This is a genomic window from Paraburkholderia sabiae, from assembly GCF_030412785.1.
GTDB classification, from domain to species: Bacteria; Pseudomonadota; Gammaproteobacteria; order Burkholderiales; family Burkholderiaceae; genus Paraburkholderia; species Paraburkholderia sabiae.
The window spans coordinates 932,884-949,868 of record NZ_CP125295.1; the positions used below are offsets into that span (position 1 = coordinate 932,884).

A 16,985-nucleotide genomic window follows, 5' to 3' on the forward strand; every position below is an offset into this window, starting at 1 on the left:
GCGCGAAGCGCGAGGCAGGTACGAACGCCGACAAGATGGCACCAGGAGTCAGTAATGAATCTGATTGCAAAACTCGAGCAGGAAGAAATCGAGCGCGCGCTCGCAGGCAAGACCATTCCCGAATTCGCCCCCGGCGATACGGTGATCGTGAGCGTCAACGTGGTTGAAGGTAACCGCAAGCGCGTTCAGGCCTACGAAGGCGTCGTGATCGCGAAGCGTAACCGTGGCCTCAACTCGTCGTTCATCGTCCGCAAGATTTCGTCGGGCGAAGGCGTCGAGCGTACGTTCCAAACGTATTCGCCGCTGCTGGCAAGCATCGTCGTGAAGCGTCGTGGCGATGTGCGTCGTGCAAAGCTGTACTACCTGCGCGAGCGTTCGGGCAAGTCGGCTCGAATCAAAGAGAAGCTGGTGTCGAAAGACCGCGCTGCTCAAGCGTAAAAGCTGTAAGAAAAAGCACCCCTCGCGGGTGCTTTTTTGTTTGTCAGGTCAAAATAGCGTTATGTCCCACGAGCGCTCGTTTCGAGACTTCCATTGACCGCGCCTTCCCGTCCCTCCCGTCCCGTTTTTGATCCCGAAAGCTTGCCTGTCGAACCGGCAGATGTCGTTCTGCCCGCCATCGCGCCCGATCGTCTGACGCCGGACGGCGTGCGCGCGCGCTTCGAACAGACCCTGCCGTGGGAACAGGAGACGCGCGAGGTGCGTTGGCGCGACACGAGCGATCCGCGTGTAGCCGCCGTGCTCGTGGCGCTGGTCGTGCGCGAAGAGGGGTTGACCGTGCTGCTCACGCAGCGCACCGCGCATCTGAACGATCACGCGGGGCAGGTCAGCTTCCCCGGCGGACGACACGAACCGCACGACGCCACGACGACGGCAACAGCGCTGCGTGAAGCGCAGGAAGAGGTAGGGCTGGATCCGTCGCGGGTTGAAGTGCTCGGCTCGTTGCCCGAATACCTGACGGGCACCGGATTCCGCGTGACGCCCGTCGTCGGACTCGTGCATCCGCCGTTCACGGTGCAGGCCGACACGTTCGAAGTCGCGGAAATCTTCGAAGTCCCGCTGCGCTTCCTGATGGATCCAAAGAACCACGAAGTGCGCGTGCTGACATGGGAAGGCGGCGATCGTCGTTTTTTTGCAATGCCCTATCCGCGCGGCACGCCAGGCGGAACTGGCGGCGATTACTTCATCTGGGGTGCAACGGCGGGCATGTTGCGCAATTTCTATCGCTTCCTCGCCGCTTGACGTATCGCAGCGCGAATAGCACACGGGCCTGCCGCATTACGTTTGTATTGCAGCAACTCAGCCTCATCCGACCCTGTGCTATCGTAATGACCAATTCCGCACATCGGACCAGATCGGCCGGCAACCACTGCCCGGCAAGAACTCGAATAGCACGGCGTCTCGCATGACTTTTTTCTCCGTATTGTTGGCCCTCATCCTCGAACAGGTGCGCGCGCTGTCGCCGAACAACCCGGTGTCGGCGCTCCTTCAATACCATGCGGAGTCGACGGCGCACGGCTTCGATGCTGGCAAGGAAAAGCACGGCTTTCTCGCGTGGCTGGTCGTCGTGCTGCCCTGGACGCTCGTCACGGGCCTGATCTACTTCGTGCTGTACGAGATCCACTTCGTGCTCGCGTTCCTGTGGAACGTCGCGGTGCTGTACTTCACGCTCGGTTTCCGCCAGTTCAGCCACTATTTCACCGACATCCATCTGTCGCTGAACAACGACGACGTGCCGCGCGCGCGTGAAATCCTCAACGAATGGACGGGCATGGATACCGTCGACATGCCCGTTAGCGAGATCGTGCGCCACACGCTCATCCACGCCGTCGTGGCCTCGCATCGGCACGTGTTCGGCGTGTTCTTCTGGTTCCTGATTCCCGTTGGCCCTGCTGGCGCCGTGCTGTATCGCACGGCCGAGTATCTGGCGCGCACGTGGGCGAAGCCCACCGACGACCGGACCGTTGCGTTCTCCACCTTCGCGCAGCGCGCGTTCTTCGTGATCGACTGGATTCCGGCGCGTTTAACGTCGCTGGGCTTTGCGATCGTCGGGAATTTCGAGGACGCGATCTATGCGTGGCGCAACCACGCGCGTCAATGGCCCGATGCGAACGACGGCGTGCTGCTCGCTGCCGGCAGCGGCGCGCTGGGCGCGCGCCTCGCGGGTCCGCTCGCCGAAGTGTCGAGTCTCGACGCGCTGGCGACGGGCGACGGCGGCCCGATGCCTGTCGGCGACGACTGCACGCCGCGCACGCTGCAATCGGCGGTGGGCCTCGTGTGGCGCGCGGTCATTCTGTGGATGATCCTGCTGCTGATGCTGACGATCGCCGTCTGGCTCGCCTGAAAGCAATCACATCGAAAACGGCGCTCAACCGTCCAGCGGATCGCGCGCCGTTCCGCAATTCCAGCACACGGTGAACTGCGCTTCGAGCATTTCGCCGCACGTTGCGCAGCGCCAGCGCGGCGCATCGGCTGCCGGCCCGCTGCGCGCCGCATCGATCAATCTTCTTGCCAACGCTTCGTCGCGTTCGTCGACGAGCCACAACTCCGGCGCGCACTGATCCGCCGGAATTTCACCGATCGCGCCGCTCAGATAGCGGTTATGCAATTCGCACGCGATGCCCGCTGCCGCCAGCACGTTGACCCAATGCTGCCCGATCACGACATTGGGCGCGCGCATCAGCTTCATCATGATCTCGATTAGCGGACGATCTGGCTCGCCTCGTGCACGAGCTGCGCATAGAGCGCGTGCCGTTCCTTCGCGATGCGGCCATCGGCGACGGCCTCGAGAATCGCGCAGCCCGGCTCATGCAGATGATGGCAGTTGTAGAAGCGGCAATTCGGCAAGAGCGGCCTGAACTCGGGGAACGCGCGTTCGAGCTTGCCTTCCGTCAGGTGATGCAGGCCGAATTCCTGGAAGCCGGGTGAATCGATCAGCGCGCCTTCGACGCCCGGAAGCGGGTAGAGGCGCGTGAACGTGGTCGTATGGCGGCCGCTGTTGAGCGCCGTCGAGATTTCGCGCGTCGCGACTTCGGCGTCGGGAATCAGCAGATTCACGAGCGTCGACTTGCCCATGCCCGACTGGCCGAGCAGCAGCGTCGAATGGCCGTGCAGATGTTCTTCGAGCGTCGCGCGCGCGGCGTCCGGTTGCATCTTGATCGACACTTCGAGCACCGTGTAACCCAGCCCGCGATACAGTTCGAGCCGCTTGCGCGCGAGCGGCAGCGCGGCTTCGACGTCGATCTTGTTCAGCACGATCAGCGGCTTCAGCTCGTTCTCCTCGGCGGCGACGAGCGCGCGGCCGAGCAGGTCTTCGCTGAAATGCGGCTCGGTGGCGAGCACGATCAGCAACTGATCGAGATTCGCGGCGAAGAGCTTCGACTTGTACTGATCCGAGCGATACAGCAGATTGCGCCGCTCGCCGATCTCGACGATCACGCCCTGATCGGCGGACGTCGGTTCGTACAGCACCTGATCGCCGACGGCAATCTCACTGCGCTTGCCGCGCGGGAAGCATTGCAGGATCGCGCTGCCGTCTTCGGACGCGACGATGTAGTGACGGCCATGCGCGGCGATCACGAGGCCGCGCACGCGGTCCTGCGCGCGGTCGCCAGCGGCAGCGGCGCGCAACGCTTTCGGGGAACGGCCGCTCATGCGTGACGCAGCAGCCGGTCGATCCGCTGCGAGGCGGGCGGATGCGAATAATAGAACGCGGTATAGAGCGGGTCGGGCGTGAGCGTCGACGCGTTGTCTTCGTACAGCTTGACGAGCGCGTTGACGAGATCTTTCGCGTCGGTCTGCGTCGCGGCGAACGCGTCGGCTTCGAACTCATGCTTGCGCGAACTGAGGCTGCCGAGCGGCGTCACGAAGAACAGGAATACGGGCACCGCGAGGAAGAACAGCACGAGCGCGAGGCCGTCGTTGCTGCCCGTCAACGACGGACGCACGCCGAGGCCTTCGAAGAACCACGTGCGTTGCGCGAGCCAGCCGAGCAGCGCGAGCATCGCGAGGCTGATCAGGAACGTGACGATCATCCGCTTGATCACGTGGCGACGCTTGAAGTGGCCGAGTTCGTGCGCGAGCACCGCTTCGATCTCGCTGCCCGACAGACGCGAGAGCAGCGTGTCGAAGAACACGATGCGCTTCGACGAGCCGAAGCCGGTGAAGTACGCGTTGCCGTGCGCGGAGCGGCGGCTGCCGTCCATTACGAAGAGGCCCTTGGCCGCGAAGCCGCAACGCTTCATCAGCGCGTCGATGCGCTGCACGAGCGCCTCATCCTTGAGCGGCTCGAACTTGTTGAACATCGGCGCGATGAAAGTGGGATACAGAATCAGCACGAGCATCTGGAACACGACCCAGACGACCCACGTCCACCACCACCAGTACGTGCCCGCCTGGTTCATCAGCCACAGTACGACGAACAGCAGCGGCAAACCGAACGCGGCGCCGAGCAGCACGCCTTTGATCCGGTCGGCGAAAAAGATGCGCTTCGTCATCCGGTTGAAGCCGAAACGCTGCTCGACCACGAACTGACGGTAGTAGTCGAAGGGCAGGTCGATCACGCTCGTGATCGCGATGACGGCCGCAACCAGCGCGATCTGGCCGACATAGCCGCGCCCGAGCCAGTCGTCGATTGCCAGATCGAGCGCCTGCACGCCGCCCAGCAATGTGAGCGCAATCAGCACAGCGGCGCCGACGACGATTTCGGCCATCGTCAGCCGCGTGCGCTCGACGGTGTAATCGGCGGCGCGCTGGTGCGCCGTGAGGGCGATCGTGCCCGAGAACTGCTGCGGCACGCTTTCGCGGTGCGCTGCAACGAAGCGGATCTGCCGCGACGCGAGCCAGAGCTTCGTGCCGACCATCGCCACCACGGCGATCACGAACAGAACGGTGAAGTACAGAGTAGGCATCCGGGGAATCCGTGGGTGGTTCTATGCGAGAATTATATGTTTGTTCACGCCTGCGGGCGGGAACGCGCCATCCAAATCAGGGTTGCCTTCAATGACTGACATTATCGAATCCGTCGACCAGCCGCTCGCGCGCACCGACATGAATCTCGTCTGGCTCGACATGGAAATGACGGGGCTCGATCCCGACAACGACCGCATCATCGAAATCGCCGTGGTCGTGACCAATTCGACGCTCGACAAAATGGTCGAAGGCCCCGTGCTGGCGATCCATCAGAGCGACGAAACGCTCGGCAAGATGGACGACTGGAACAAGAACACACATGGCCGTTCGGGGCTGATCGACCGCGTGCGCGCGTCGACGGTGACGGAAGCAGACGCGACCGCGCAGATTCGCGAATTCCTCGGCCAGTACGTGCCGCCCGGCAAGTCGCCGATGTGCGGCAACTCGATCTGCCAGGACCGCCGTTTCATGGCGCGCTGGATGCCCGAACTGGAAACGTTCTTCCATTACCGCAACCTCGACGTCAGCACGCTGAAGGAGCTGTGCCGCCGCTGGCAGCCCGCCATCTACAAAGGCTTCCAGAAGCGCGCGATGCATACGGCGCTCGCCGACATCCACGAATCCATCGACGAACTGCGCTACTACCGCGAGCATTTCCTGGTCCCGGCGGCCGGCGCAGCCGACGCGCCGTCAAGCGACACCAGCGCGAAGTAACGTCTCAGCTTTGCCGCGGAGCGCGCACTGCGCTCTTCGGCCGGAACGCCGTCACCACGGCGGCGTTCGTCTCGATGTACGGGCCGCCGATCAGATCGATGCAATACGGCACAGCGGCGAAAATGCCCGGCACCTTCACTTTCCCTTCCGCATCGCGCAGCCCTTCGAGCGTTTCCTTGATCGACTTCGGCTGTCCCGGCAGATTGATGATCAGCGCGGCGCGGTCCGCCGTTTCGCGGATCACTGCAACCTGACGCGACAGGATCGCCGTCGGCACGAAGTTCAGACTGATCTGGCGCATCTGCTCGCCGAACCCCGGCATTTCCTTCGTACCGGCTGCCAGCGTCGCTTCGGGCGTCACGTCGCGCCGCGCCGGGCCCGTGCCGCCTGTCGTCAGCACCAGATCGCAACCGGCTTCGTCGACGAGTTCGATCAGTGTCTTTGTGATGGTCTGCGCGTCGTCCTGTATCAGCCGCGTTTCCGTGCGAAACGGCGACGTCAGCGCGGCGCCGAGCCATTCCTGTAACGACGGGATGCCCTTGTCCTCATAGACGCCCGTGCTTGCACGGTCGCTGATCGACACGAGACCGACGATCAGCTCGTCGGGATGATTACGCGTGGGAATCGTCATCGTGATCGTCCGGTTCGTCGGAATCGTTGATGTCGTCATCGTCGGTGCTTCCGCCGTCGGCGTTCTTGATCCACTGGAACAGCTCGCGGAAATAGCGCGGCGCCTTGCCTTGCTGCGCTTCCTTGCGGGCGTTGCGGATCAGCGTGCGACCTTCCTGCGGATCGGCGGCGGGGTGCTGGCGGATGAACTCCGTCAGCGCGGCGTCGTCGGCGAGCAGCTGTTCGCGCGTACGCTCGATCCAGTGCAGGCGAGCCGTCTCCGCCTTGTTGACGCCCTTGTACTTGTCGAGCGCTTCGCGCAGCGCGGCCGTTTCGCTGTCGAGCAGGCCGCGCATCACCTTGCCGACGTATTGCATCTGGCGGCGCTTGCCTTCGTGATCGGTGATGCGGCGCGCTTCGCGCACGGCTTCGTCGAGGGATTCGGGCATCGGCATGCGCTTGAGCGCGTCTTTCGGCAGCGCGACGATCTCTACGCCCAGCTCCTGCAGCGCGTGCATGTCGCGCTTCAGTTGCGATTTGCTGGGACGGTCATACCCGTTGTCGTCGACGACGGCAGCGGGTTCCATGGGTTGAATGCGGGTTTTGCGTGTCATGCGCGATATTGTAGCTTGCCGGGGCGCGCCAGCCTGAGCAGATACCGGGCGCCGGATGGCATAGGCGCGAAGCACATGCGAATGCCAGGTACGTCAGCGAAGAGCTTGCTATGATCGCGGGATGCGTCGGCGCACAGGCCGGCTGGACACAGCGCTTGCAACGACGAACTCTCGCGGGCTTCGGCCCGGACGGCACCGCAACTCAGGACGGCAAACGACAATGGCAGCAGACACGGAAGCCCGGCAACGCTTTTTCCCCCATACGCAGGACGAACTGAAGGAAATCGCCTCCGACATTCTTCGTCACGCAAAGTCGCTCGGCGCGAGCGACGCGGCCACCGAAATCTCGGAAGGCGACGGCCTGTCCGTTTCCGTGCGGCGCGGCGAAGTCGAGACGATCGAGCACAACCGCGACAAGATGGTCGGCGTGACGGTGTTCATCGGCAACAAGCGGGGTAATGCGAGCACGTCCGACTTTTCGTCCGAGGCGCTGAAGGACACGGTGATGGCCGCGTACAACATCGCGCGCTTCACGGCGGAAGACGACTGCGCGGGCCTTGCGGAAGCAGAGTTGCTCGAAACCGATCCGCGCGATCTCGACCTGTATCACCCTTGGAATCTGGACGCCGACGAAGCCGTCGAACTCGCTCGCCGGGCAGAAGATGCCGCGTTCGCGACGAGCCCGCAGATCAAGAATTCGGAAGGCGCGAGCGTGTCGGCGCAGCATTCGCAGTTCGTGCTCGGCACGTCACGCGGTTTCCTGGCGGGCTATCCGTATTCGCGTCACTACGTCGCGTGTGCGCCTATTGCTGGCAGCGGCCGCAACATGCAGCGCGACGACTGGTACACGTCGAAGCGCAGCGCGGGCGAACTCGCCAATCCTGAAGCCGTGGGCCGCTATGCCGCCGAGCGCGCGCTGGCGCGCATGGGCGCACGCGGTCTGGACACGCGCAAGGTGCCCGTGCTGTTCGAGGCGCCGCTGGCTGCCGGTCTGCTCGGCGCGTTCGTGCAGGCGACGAGCGGCGGCGCGCTGTATCGCAAGACATCGTTTCTCGTCGATAGCCTGGGCAAGCCGGTGTTTGCGCCGCATGTGCAGGTGGTCGAAGATCCGCACGTGCCGCGCGCGATGGGCAGCGCACCGTTCGATGAAGAAGGTGTGCGGACGAAGCAGCGTTCGGTGGTGAAGGACGGCGTCGTCGAGGGCTATTTCCTGTCGACGTATTCGGCGCGCAAGCTCGGCATGCCGACGACGGGTAACGCAGGCGGCTCGCATAATCTGTCGCTGCGCAGTTCGCTGACGCAAGAGTCCGATGATTTCGAAGAGATGTTGCGGAAGCTCGGTACCGGTTTGCTCCTGACGGAACTGATGGGGCAGGGCGTCAACTACGTGACGGGCGATTATTCGCGTGGCGCGTCTGGGTTCTGGGTCGAGAATGGGAAGATCCAGTATCCCGTCGAGGAGATTACCGTGGCGAGCACGTTGCAGGAGATGTTCCGGCATGTTGTCGCTATTGGCGCGGATACTATTGTCCGTGGGACCAAGCAGACTGGCTCTGTTTTGATCGAGCGGATGACTGTCGCTGGGCAGTGATTTTTCTTCGTCTGCGACGCTAGTCGCGGTTCTGGTTTTTTTGTTTTGTTTTTTGGTTTTGGGTTTCGCTGGCATCCGCGTTTTCGTGTCGGTTTGCTAGCGTTGCCCCTGTGCGGGGCGGCACCTACTTTTCTTTGCCGCGGCAAAGAAAAGTAGGCAAAAGAAAGCCGCTTTTGAACCTCCGGTGCCTGCCAGGATGGCGCTGCGGCGTGCCGCAGTTGAGCAATTGCGCAGCGACGTCCGCACTCTGTAGAAAGCCCGCAGTCAACCGCGCACAGCGCGAAAATCCCACACACAGTCTCGAGCACATACCGCCGCAATTGGGCCGACGGCAAACGGACAAGACCACGCCGACCGAATGTGCCCCATGTGGATGTCATCTTTCGCGCCGCGCGCACCTGACTGCGGGCTTTCTACGGAGTGTGTGCGTCGCTGCGCGACAGCTCAAAGAACGCGCGCCGTGGCGTTATCCTGGCGGGCACCGGAGGTTTGAAGCGGCTTTCTTTTGCCTACTTTTCTTTGCCGCTGCAAAGAAAAGTAGGTGCCGCCCCGCACAGGGGCAACGCTAGCGAACCGACACGAAAACGCGGACGCCACCCCAGCGAAAAAAACCAAAAACCTCAAGCGCCAACGCGCCGATAAATCACAAAGGCATATTCAAAGTCATTAGGCTCTTTAGCCACATGCGTCTCGCGAGAAACCTCTTCCCACAGCGCCGCATCAGGCGCAGGAAACCACGCATCACCTTCAAAGTCAGCGTGAATCTCAGTCACGATCATCTTCCCGGCGCGCCGCAAACCTTCCTCATACAACTGCGCACCGCCGATCAAAAACACCTCCGCAGCCCCATCGCGCGCCGCAAGCGCCAACGCATCGTCGAGATTCGTCACGGTGTCGCAGCCCTCGAACCGTCGCGCGGCATCGCGCGTCACGACGATATTGCGTCGTCCCGGCAACACGCGGCCAATCGATTCATGCGTCTTGCGCCCCATCACGATGGGCGCGCCCATCGTCGTGCGCTTGAAGAAAGCGAGGTCTTCGGGAAGCCGCCAGGGCAGCTGGTTGTCACGGCCGATCACGCCATTGCGGGCGCGAGCGACGATCAGGGTGAGCGTCGTCATGCGAGTGAAAATCGGGTAGGTAGCGAGGTAAAAAAGCAAACGCCGATTCTACCCGACAGCATGCCCCAACCAGCCCGACGCTAGGATCACGCCGACGCAAAACCCAGAAAAGCTATTCCCTCACGTCGCCATCACCGCGATACGCCGCGCCCTTGCCATCCCCCTTGTCGTCACCCGATGCATCGCGCAAGCCATGCGTGCCCATCAGCCGATACAGCGTCACGCGCGAAATCCCCAGATCCGCCGCCGCCTCGTTGAGCCGGTGCCGGTGCCGCAACAGCGCGACTTCGATCGCGCGCTTCTCGGCGACTTCGCGCGCCTGCGCGAGACTCATCGTCTGCTGCTCGCTGAACTGCGCGAGGTCGAGATCCTCCGACGAGATCAGCTTGCTCTCCGCCATCACGATCGCGCGTCGCACGCGGTTGATCAGCTCGCGCACGTTGCCCGGCCAGTGATAGTTGTACATCGCCTCGATCGCCGACGGCGTGAAGCCGCGAATCTTGCGCGCGCTGTCCGTCTTGAACTTGCCGAGAATGTGATGCGCGAGCAGTTCGATGTCCTTGCCGCGCGCGCGCAGCGGCGGCTCGTCGACGCGCAGCACGCACAGCCGGTGAAACAGATCCTGGCGGAAGCGTCCTTCGCTCATCGCGCCTTCCAGATCGACGTGGGTCGCAGAAATGATGCGCACGTCGACGGGAATCGACTCGTGTCCGCCAAGACGCTCGATCTTGCCTTCCTGCAGGAAGCGCAACAGGCTCGCCTGGCTTTCCATCGGCAGATCGCCGATTTCGTCGAGAAAGAGCGTGCCGCCGTTGGCCGCCTCGACGCGTCCGATCTTGCGCTGGTTCGCGCCCGTGAATGCGCCTCGCTCGTAGCCGAACAGCTCCGACTGCAGCAGATGATGCGGAATCGCGCCGCAATTGATCGGCACGAACGGCGACTTGCGGCGCGGCGAGCGCTCGTGGATCGCGAGCGCCGTCAGTTCCTTGCCCGTGCCCGATTCGCCCGAAATGAACACGCTCGCGTCGGTGTTCGCGACCTTGCGGATCGTGCGGAACAGCTGCTGCATCGCTTCGCAGGTGCCGACCATCTCGTCGTCGCTGACGGCCGTCGTGTCGGGCGGCAGGTCGGCGTCGCCCAGATTGATCATGCCGTACGCATGGCCGACCAGATAATCGATCGTCGCGTTCGCCACGGGAATCTTCACGTAGTCGAAGCAGTAATGGCGGATCAGCCGCCGCACGGCGGGATCGGCGAGCCGTTCGGGATTGGCGAGCGCGATCCAGCCGACCTGCTGCTGGCGCAGGCCTGCTTCGAGCCCCGGCAGATCGCGCGCCGGGAAGCTCGCCATGTCGACGATGCCCGCGCACATCGTCGAGGGCTTGATGAGCTTGCCGATCTCGTGCGCCGAGCGCGCCACGAGCACGCTCCAGCCGCGGCTCTTCAGATGCTCGACGAGCGCGTCGTCGGGCGTGCGCGCGGCGTACAGCAGGACGCGCGTACCGGCCTCGGGCGTGGCGCCGCGTGGCGTGTCGACGGCCTCGGGGCGTGCGGCGGACGTTTCCGACCCCCGCGAGACAGCAAGACGCAGCCCGGATCCAGCAAGCGGCGTTACGGAACTCAGATGAGAAGATTCGCGCACGATCTGCCTCGTATCGGTGTCACGTCAAAAGGTATAGGGAAAGCGCAGGCCGATGACATAGTTCGGCGCGTCGGGCGTCATGCCGATCGATACCGAACCGTTGATCGTCAGATGCTTGTTCACCACGTGGTTCAGGCCAAAATTCATCACGGCTGCCGTCGTCTCGCTGCCCGGCACCTTCACGTAGTCGCCGCCGGGCGCCTTCGTTTTCGATGCGGGCTGCAGCGCGAGCGTGTACGAGATGCTCGCCGAATCCTTGTCGGAGAACGCGAGCGCGACGCCCGCGCCGATCTGGAAGATGTCGCCGAGCTTGACGGTCGCGGGTTGCGTCTGTCCGGCGATCGACGAAATATCCGCGAACGAGCGCGCGATGTTGTACGTGTAGGACATGCTGCCGAACAGCACGACGGGATCGTACGTCTTCAGCACCGACAGGCCCGCCGTCACGTTCCAGAAGCCCGTGCCCGTGGGCAGCTTCGACGGCGCGACGAGGTTGGTGTTGTCGGGTTCGAGCTGCACGACCTTGAGCCCGAACGGCGAGGTGCCCGTCGGCGCTTTCACGCGCAGGCTGCCGACCACGTCGGGAATGTTGTTGGTCTCCTTCAGGATCTGGTAGTAGAGCCCGAAGTTGACGTCGCCGATCGCACTCGAATTCACCGACGCGTCGGACAGCGTGTTCGCCGCTCCGCCCGCGCCGCCGACGATGAACTGGCTATGCCGGTACACATACGGCACGTCCACGTCGACGCTCACACGGTCCGTCAGACCGTAGCGCGTATCGAGGTCGGCCATGATCTGGTGCGACTTGGTCTGCCCCAGATTGATGTTGCCGAGAAAGATCGCGTCGAGCGCGAGGAAGCCGGACAGCTGCAACTGCCGACGATCGTAGTAGGTGTCGCTGATACCCCAGTCCAGCGTCAGCTTGTGATCGAAGAGGGGCGCGTGCTCGCGCTGCACGACGGCTTCTTCGGCCTGCGTGCGCACCGGTTCGGCCGCTTTCTGCGTCTGCCCGACGGCGCCTTCCGGCATGCCGGGGCCGCTCGCCTGCGCGTTCGGATTGCTGGTGCCGGGCGAACCCGTCGCCGCCGTGCCTTCCGGCGCGGGCGGATTGACAGGCACGCCGGTGGCCGTGCCCGTCGCGTTGCCCGGCGCGGGCGCGCCCGGCGTCACCTGCGCGAGCGGCGGCAGCGGCATCGGCAGGCCGTCGGCGCCCGGCTGCTCGGCGACGGCCTCGCTGCCGGCGGGCGCGCCATAGCCCGGCGCGCCGCGGCCGCGCTGCGACATCTCGAGATTCGTCACCTGCCGTTCGAGCGACTGAATCTGACGCTGCTGCTCATCGACGACGCGCATCAGCATGTTGAGCCGGTCCTCGAGCGACTGGCTGCCGATGGACTGGGCGGACACCCCCTGCGATAGCGCGAACAGCATCGCTGCAGCAGGTATCGCCGCGAGCCTCATCCGCGGCTTCCTGCCTGTTGTATCGGTCATCATTGTTCTTCCCCCGGTGAAACTGGCAGCGCGTGGCTGGTTCTTATGCTTTGCGCTGCCGCTTGCAGTACGACTTCTCCTCCTGGTGACTCGGGTGACGGGTGGCGGCCCGCCTTATCTCCTTGCATTCACCGCGTTTTGCAGGGCTTGTAGTACGCCGGCCTGGCGCAGCATCGAGGACGACATCGGCGTCGTCTGCAACGAGAGCTGCAACTGGTTGGCGACTTGCTGGTTATTGCCTGCAATCTGCAGCAGTTGTGCAATCGCGCCGGCCTGTTGCGCGTTGCCCGGTGCAATGGTCTGGGTAGCGATGCCGGCGGGCGTCTGCAGCGCGACGGTCACGCCGCCGTTGCCGAACGCGATGCCCGCCCTGACGCTGCCCGCCGTATTCGTTGCCGCTGCGCTCTGCGCATTCGTGCCGACTGCCAGCAGTTGCGGATTGTTGTTGAAGTCGATCGTCGCCGTGTTGAAGCCGGCGTTGCGATCGCCCGCCACCTGCGTGACCTGCGATACGCCGTTGACCGCGATGTGCTGGCCGCCGCCCGTCCGCGCGTTCGGGTCTGCGCCCGGATTGCCGCGGCCGTCGGTGACGCGTGCGAGCGTGCTGACGTTGGCCGTCAGCGCGTTCGCGGCATCGCGTGCAACGGAGAGACTGCCTTGCGCGAGCGCATTCGCGCCGTTAGGCAACTGCCATTGCGACAGTACGTTCAATACGAAACCGGAGATCATCTGTCCGCCCGCGCCTTTTCCGGTCTGCTGGGCGAGCACATCGTCCCCGACGCTTTGCCACTGGATCGCCGCCGGCGCCACGTCGCGGAACGTCGAGACGTCCTGCGCGTTGGCGCCCGTGGCGAGGCCGCACGTCGTGACGATCAACGTCGCGAGATACGTGCGGCCGGGCTGGGAGAGGGAGTGCTTCATGGGTGGTCAGAACAGGTCTGCCTTGATCAAGCCGTATTCGACAAAAGGCGTCGCGGCCGTGCCGTTGGCGAGCGCGCGCTCGCGCAGCCGCAAGGCCAGCGACTCGTTGTCCTGCAACAGCGGGGAATCCTCCCTGAACGGTTTCCCGACGACTGCGAACACGAGCCCATTCCATGTCTTCGCGAAATCCTCCTCGAGCAGGATCCGGTTGCCGAGTGCGGGGTCCGCGATGAAGATGCGACCGTCCTGCGCGTGCTTGACGATCACGAAATGCTCATAGCCGTCGAGGTTCATCAGAACCATGACGGGAATCTGGAGGTGATACAGCGCGTCCGTGTTCACCCGGAATCCGCGGCCCCGCAGCCCGATCGTCTCGACGAACTTCTTCATGTCGAGCATCGAGAAGCCGTTCTTGACGACCACTTCCGGCGTTGAGAAAACCATCATCCGGCGGATCAGATCCGTCTCGGGGATGTCGATCCCGTAGCCGAACTTGAGAAGGGTCGCAAGCGCCGCCGCACCGCAGCTGTAGTCGAACTGCTGGCTGACGATATGGCGGTAACGCAGGTCCCTCATCGAGTGCACCGTTTTCGTAAGCGGAATACCTGCGAGGGTAGACGTGTCGACGGTCGCCTGTGCGTGCACTTGCGCACACAATCCGCAAGTTGCAAGCACAGCAACGGATGCGGCGCGTCGGAACGCGGGGAACGGGTCAAACCCGGACATGCTGGTCTCCTGCCAGGATTGCGCCGGCGGCCGTGTCGACCGTCGGCGCATCCCGTATGGCTGCTTGTGTGACTGCCTTTTTGATTACGGCTTCGCTTAGCGGCTCGTGTTCATCGAGGCGATGGCGAGGCCGTTGTGCTGCACGTTGCCCGCGCCGCCCGCGATGTTCACGCCGATGTTGCCCGTCGCGTGGCTGAGCGCGCCCGCACCGAGCGACGCCGTGCCTTCGAACGAGCCGCGGAAGTCGACGCCCGCCGTTTGCGACGAGTCATCCGTTGCCACCATCGCCGCGCTGCCATGGTTGCGCGAGACCGTCGACGTCGAGGCAGCCATGCTGTTGTTCTGCACGTTGCTGATGCCCGACGCGACGTTCACGCCGACGTTGCCCGATGCGTACTGCAGCGAGCCGTCGCCAACCGACGCGTTCACGTTGAAGTTGTTGATGTTGGCCTTGCCGCCCGAGCTTTGCGTGTTGAAGACCTGAGCGTTGCCGAACACGTTGCCGGCATCGACGGAAGCGAGCGCTGCGTCGTTGCTTTGGGCGTTGTTCACGCCTTCCGCGATGTTGACGCCGATGTTGCCGCTCACGTTCGTCGCCGCGTTGGCGCCCGTCGTTGCCGTCAGGGTGCCCGCCTTCTGCGTGTTGATGTGCTGGGTGACCGAGCCGTACACCTCGACATCCGTCTTCGACACCGACGAGCTGAAGCCCCATTGCGCGGACGCGCTGTCATGCGTCTTCGACTTCTCGACGTCGTAGCCGCTCGACTGCTCGCCATAGGCCACGTAGCCGGAGCCCTGCCTGGCCTGATAGCCCCACACCTTGCCCTGGCCCGACGCTTCGACGGCGCCGAAGCCGCCCGAGACATGCTCGCTGTTGGCATAGCTCGACTCCTTGTAGCCCGCCGACAGGCCGCCTTGCACGCTGGCATGACCCGACGCGGTGCCTGTCCACGGGTTGTAGTGCGAGCTCGCCTCGTAGCTGCCGCCCGCATGGCCGCCTGCCGAGATGTGTCCGCCGGAGTTCTGGCTTTCATGGCTGAAGCCGCCTTCGATGGCTGCAGCCTGCGCGCTGAACTCGAAGCCGCCGCCCTTGACCGAGCTGCTCTGCTCGCCGTACTTGTAGCCCGCCGAAGCCTGATAGCCCTGCGCGCCATACGATTCGGACGAGTGCGAGGTCGACAGCGAAGCCCATGCGCTGCCGCCGCCGTTGATCGACTTGTAGCTGTTGTCGATCCGCGTCGTCACGGAGCCGGACGTGTACGACTGCGCGTTCGGGCTGATTGAGGCGTTCGCGTAGGCGCGCTGCGTGTTGTTGACGACGGCGCCTGCCGTGCTGGAGACGCCGACGCAGCCGAACAGCGTGACGAACCCTTCGATGCCGACGGCTTCACCGACCAGCGTCGCATTGAAGATGAACGGGTTCTTCAGCGGGCTTGCGAAGACGCTCGACGACGCGGCTGCAAGGACAGCTGCTGCAATAAGAGTGCGCTTCATGGTTTCGCTCCGATACTAGTTGTGGTCAGTTAGAAAAGAGTGCCCGCCGGGGGACGGAGCACAAAACTGTTCGCCGTGGCATTACCGGCTCCGGCTGTCTGGTTGATCTGCACGATTCCGGTGACGTTCCTGAAGGCGTCGCCGGAAATGCTGGCCTCGCGAACGCCCTGAACCGCGACCGCTCGACCCTGACCGCCGTTGTTCGCGGCCGTCGCGGATAGCACCCCATCCGAGACGGTCTCGACCCCTGGCGCCGCAGTGCCGAGCTGCACACTGTTGCGCTGGAGATTCGCTACGCCCGCAGACTGGTTCACCATCACCGCTCCGGACGAATTCGAGAATGCGTTGCCTTCGATCGACGCGCGCGCGCTCGGCACCCGCGCCCGCGCGGTGGCGCTCTGGACGCTCGCGTTGTCGTTCGCGGCGGCGTCGCCGTTGGTGATCGTCAGCTGGTTGATCTGCGCGTTGTTCAGGCCCGCCGCCTGGTTCACCGTGATCGCGCCCGTCACGCTGACGGCGGCGCCTGTGGCGATGCTCGCGTCGCCGCTCACTTCACCCGTTATGCGCTGCGCGAAAGCCGGTTGCGCGGCGGCGAGTGCGAGTGCCATGAGCGGCAGGATCGGATGAAGTCGCGTGTTCATTTGCCGAGTCCTCCGAGCGCGCCGCCGAGCGCCGTCGACAGCGGGGCGAGCGCACCCGTGACCGACGACGAGATCGTTCCGCCGACGCCCGGCGCAGGCTGGCCGATGCCGCCCGAGTTGAACGCGACGTTGTTGTTCGTGGTGCTGCCCGTGAGGATGCGCGTGACGGCCTGCAAGCCGGCGCCGCCTGCGACGTTCTTGTCGAGGCCCGTCGAGCCGTGCGCGTTGGTCAGATCGGCGTCCGACGCGACTTGCGCCATCGTCGGATTGAAGGTGCTGTTGGGAAAGGTCGAGACGCGTGCGCTGACGGGATCCTGATCACGCGGCACGGGCGCATAGGCGATGCGCGGCGTGATTTCGCGCTGGACGACGATGTCGCCCGGATTCGCGGTCTGCGCGAAGGCCGCGCCCGCGAAACCGGCCGTCAATGCGCCGGCGAGCGCGGCGATTGCTTTAGCCCGCCCCGCGCGCGTCGCACGGCTGCACAGCGTCCCCAATGAAGCGATCATTTTTGTA

The 16,985-nt window shown here is 64.1% G+C and carries 18 protein-coding genes; 5 read left to right on the forward strand and 13 right to left on the reverse strand.

From position 1 onward, the window contains the following. The first annotated feature begins 54 nt into the window (after positions 1 to 54). The 3 genes from rplS to QEN71_RS04235 all read left to right on the forward strand — a co-directional run bounded on the left by rplS (position 55) and on the right by QEN71_RS04235 (position 2,341). Entirely contained in the window at positions 55 to 438 is a 384-nt protein-coding gene (rplS, locus tag QEN71_RS04225) for a 50S ribosomal protein L19 (protein ID WP_012400181.1), read from the forward strand. 93 nt (positions 439 to 531) lie between these two features. Next, entirely contained in the window at positions 532 to 1,239 is a 708-nt protein-coding gene (locus QEN71_RS04230) for a CoA pyrophosphatase (RefSeq protein WP_201653308.1), read from the forward strand. 163 nt (positions 1,240 to 1,402) lie between these two features. After that, a complete protein-coding gene (locus QEN71_RS04235) occupies positions 1,403 to 2,341 on the forward strand; it encodes a CobD/CbiB family protein (RefSeq protein ID WP_201653311.1) in 939 nt (312 codons plus the stop codon). A gap of 24 nt (positions 2,342 to 2,365) precedes the next feature. Here QEN71_RS04235 and QEN71_RS04240 read toward each other — a convergent pair whose 3' ends face one another. Genes QEN71_RS04240 through QEN71_RS04250 form a run of 3 tightly spaced genes read right to left on the reverse strand, consistent with a single transcriptional unit; the run spans position 2,366 to position 4,907 of the window. Beyond that, positions 2,366 to 2,686 carry a putative signal transducing protein gene (locus QEN71_RS04240; RefSeq protein WP_201653408.1) on the reverse strand — a complete coding sequence of 107 codons (321 nt, stop codon included), beginning with the start codon at positions 2,684 to 2,686 and terminating at the stop codon, positions 2,366 to 2,368. Between the two features lie 11 nt (positions 2,687 to 2,697). After that, on the reverse strand, positions 2,698 to 3,651 hold the full coding sequence (rsgA, locus tag QEN71_RS04245) for a ribosome small subunit-dependent GTPase A (protein WP_201653314.1): 954 nt from the start codon (positions 3,649 to 3,651) through the stop codon (positions 2,698 to 2,700). Continuing rightward, complete coding sequence (locus QEN71_RS04250; protein ID WP_201653317.1) at positions 3,648 to 4,907, reverse strand: M48 family metallopeptidase; 1,260 nt, start codon at positions 4,905 to 4,907, stop codon at positions 3,648 to 3,650. The genes rsgA and QEN71_RS04250 overlap by 4 nt, the downstream gene beginning before the upstream one ends. Before the next feature lie 91 nt (positions 4,908 to 4,998). Between QEN71_RS04250 and orn the strand changes: the two genes are divergently transcribed. Continuing rightward, positions 4,999 to 5,622 (forward strand): oligoribonuclease, encoded by a 624-nt coding sequence (orn, locus tag QEN71_RS04255; RefSeq protein WP_201653321.1) that lies wholly within the window; start codon positions 4,999 to 5,001, stop codon positions 5,620 to 5,622. A gap of 4 nt (positions 5,623 to 5,626) precedes the next feature. Here orn and mog read toward each other — a convergent pair whose 3' ends face one another. Both mog and yjgA read right to left on the reverse strand, forming a co-directional pair. Next, positions 5,627 to 6,253 carry a molybdopterin adenylyltransferase gene (mog, locus tag QEN71_RS04260; protein ID WP_201653324.1) on the reverse strand — a complete coding sequence of 209 codons (627 nt, stop codon included), beginning with the start codon at positions 6,251 to 6,253 and terminating at the stop codon, positions 5,627 to 5,629. Then, positions 6,234 to 6,845, reverse strand: coding sequence for a ribosome biogenesis factor YjgA (yjgA, locus tag QEN71_RS04265; protein ID WP_290370864.1), 612 nt, complete (start codon positions 6,843 to 6,845; stop codon positions 6,234 to 6,236). The genes mog and yjgA overlap by 20 nt, the downstream gene beginning before the upstream one ends. A 220-nt stretch (positions 6,846 to 7,065) precedes the next feature. Here yjgA and pmbA point away from each other — a divergent pair, with 220 nt between their 5' ends. Next, positions 7,066 to 8,436, forward strand: a complete 1,371-nt coding sequence (gene pmbA, locus QEN71_RS04270; RefSeq protein ID WP_201653327.1) for a metalloprotease PmbA — start codon at positions 7,066 to 7,068, stop codon at positions 8,434 to 8,436. Positions 8,437 to 9,056: 620 nt separating this feature from the next. Here the strand turns inward: pmbA and QEN71_RS04275 are convergent. The 8 genes from QEN71_RS04275 to QEN71_RS04310 all read right to left on the reverse strand — a co-directional run bounded on the left by QEN71_RS04275 (position 9,057) and on the right by QEN71_RS04310 (position 16,978). Further along, a complete protein-coding gene (locus QEN71_RS04275) occupies positions 9,057 to 9,557 on the reverse strand; it encodes a dihydrofolate reductase (RefSeq protein WP_201653330.1) in 501 nt (166 codons plus the stop codon). 112 nt (positions 9,558 to 9,669) lie between these two features. Next, on the reverse strand, positions 9,670 to 11,199 hold the full coding sequence (locus tag QEN71_RS04280) for a sigma-54 dependent transcriptional regulator (protein ID WP_201653333.1): 1,530 nt from the start codon (positions 11,197 to 11,199) through the stop codon (positions 9,670 to 9,672). 24 nt (positions 11,200 to 11,223) lie between these two features. Continuing rightward, complete coding sequence (locus QEN71_RS04285; RefSeq protein WP_201653335.1) at positions 11,224 to 12,690, reverse strand: hypothetical protein; 1,467 nt, start codon at positions 12,688 to 12,690, stop codon at positions 11,224 to 11,226. Positions 12,691 to 12,801: 111 nt separating this feature from the next. Beyond that, positions 12,802 to 13,608 carry a peptidase C39 gene (locus tag QEN71_RS04290; RefSeq protein ID WP_201653338.1) on the reverse strand — a complete coding sequence of 269 codons (807 nt, stop codon included), beginning with the start codon at positions 13,606 to 13,608 and terminating at the stop codon, positions 12,802 to 12,804. 6 nt (positions 13,609 to 13,614) lie between these two features. Further along, a complete protein-coding gene (locus QEN71_RS04295) occupies positions 13,615 to 14,334 on the reverse strand; it encodes a C39 family peptidase (protein WP_201653341.1) in 720 nt (239 codons plus the stop codon). A 96-nt stretch (positions 14,335 to 14,430) separates the two neighbouring features. Beyond that, on the reverse strand, positions 14,431 to 15,828 hold the full coding sequence (locus QEN71_RS04300; RefSeq protein ID WP_201653344.1) for a hypothetical protein: 1,398 nt from the start codon (positions 15,826 to 15,828) through the stop codon (positions 14,431 to 14,433). Between the two features lie 29 nt (positions 15,829 to 15,857). Continuing rightward, the gene (locus QEN71_RS04305; protein WP_201653347.1) at positions 15,858 to 16,469 is read right to left on the reverse strand and encodes a hypothetical protein; all 612 of its coding nucleotides are present in this window, start codon (positions 16,467 to 16,469) and stop codon (positions 15,858 to 15,860) included. Beyond that, on the reverse strand, positions 16,466 to 16,978 hold the full coding sequence (locus QEN71_RS04310; RefSeq protein ID WP_201653350.1) for a hypothetical protein: 513 nt from the start codon (positions 16,976 to 16,978) through the stop codon (positions 16,466 to 16,468). Before QEN71_RS04310 ends, QEN71_RS04305 begins: the two co-directional genes overlap by 4 nt. Between the last annotated feature and the right edge of the window lie 7 nt (positions 16,979 to 16,985).